This window comes from Mesorhizobium sp. M2A.F.Ca.ET.037.01.1.1, from assembly GCF_003998075.1.
Classification (GTDB): domain Bacteria; phylum Pseudomonadota; class Alphaproteobacteria; order Rhizobiales; family Rhizobiaceae; genus Mesorhizobium.
The window spans coordinates 1-1,201 of record NZ_RZSA01001410.1 but is presented as its reverse complement, the minus strand read 5'-3'; the positions used below and the strand labels follow the sequence as shown (position 1 = coordinate 1,201).

General features: G+C 61.3%; 2 protein-coding genes and 1 pseudogene. All 3 read right to left on the bottom strand.

All coding sequences use genetic code 11. The features are described 5' to 3' along the window. Positions 1–259 (bottom strand): annotated as a pseudogene (locus EOA27_RS37185) (IS110 family transposase); the annotation flags it as partial. Between the two features lie 89 nt (positions 260–348). Further along, positions 349–741 carry a transposase gene (locus EOA27_RS37180; protein WP_210214202.1) on the bottom strand — a complete coding sequence of 131 codons (393 nt, stop codon included), beginning with the start codon at positions 739–741 and terminating at the stop codon, positions 349–351. A gap of 34 nt (positions 742–775) precedes the next feature. Then, the coding region (locus tag EOA27_RS37175; RefSeq protein ID WP_145970855.1) for a transposase at positions 776–1,201 on the bottom strand (426 nt) is incomplete at its 5' end.

Sequence of the window (1,201 nt, the reverse complement as noted above, 5' to 3'; positions counted from 1 at the left end):
GTCTAGTCCAGCTTCCTGGATGACAATAATCCGGAAGCGCTCGCCGATTCGTGCCCGAGCCTTTTCCTGGAGCGTCGCAAACAGCTCCAGGAGTCCCGCAACGTCCCCGCCCCGCAGACAATGCTTGGACATCTTCTCCCCGCCACCCGGCGACAGTGAAGTGATCAGCCAATTTGATCGAGACATCCATCGAAACAAAGATCGCGCCAAGATCGATGCGGATAGCGGCCTGTTCCGGCCGATTTGCAACCTGTTGCATTGTCGTCTCCAGAATGGGTGGGTTTAGCAACGCCATTCTGCCTGACGGCAGGTCGCTATCCACCAGCCCATAGGATCTTGGAGGAGCGGTCACGCCGGGTTCGGCGCTGATATCGAGGTTTGCCGTGCGATGTCCCAGATGAAGCCGGCCAGTTCGCGGGCGATCGCCGCCACTACCTTTACCGTCTGCTTTCCTGCCGCTGACAAGCGGCGGAACTTGGCACATAGGCGTGTCTGCGCCTTCCATGCGATGGCGCGGATATGGTCGGGAATGTCGCTGTTTCGCTCTCGCAACGTTCGTCCTTCACGCGCTGGAAAGCGGTAGTGCCAGGCCGACTCCATCAACATCGTTCGGGCAGCGGCGTTGCCGGTGCGGGTGATCTCGCCCCGTTTAATCCGCTTACCGCTGGAATGCTCGGCAGGGACAAGACCGATCCAAGCCATAAACTGCTTGGGGCTGGCCGAGTGCGACCAGCCGTTCATGGGTGGGATGGGTGAGCATTGGAATCTCCCTGGTTCAGTGGAAATAGCCCTGACCGCGGATATTGCCGTGGCGCAGGGGTTGGTGATCGGGCGTCTCGTCGAGGAAAGCGCGATCAAGGCCGTTCTTGAGAATCGAACGGATCGAGGCGACGGAGCGTGCGTTGATGAGGATGCCGCGTTGGCAGGCTGCATCGACGCGCGCGTTGCCGTAGCTCTTGGTCAGCGCCAGAATGCCGAGGCAAGTGCGAAAGCCCTGCTCGGGATGCGGCCGGTCAGCGATGACAGCCTGGAAGAAAGCGGCGGTGGAAGGACCAATCTTCTCGCCGACTGCGATCAATCCTCCCGGCGTCCACTTGCCGTAGCGGCGATGCGCGCTCGGCATGTGATCGGCAACGGTCGTATGGCCGCGCCGGTTGGGCGCACGGACGTGGCTGACGATGCGCTGACCCTTGTGGAAGAC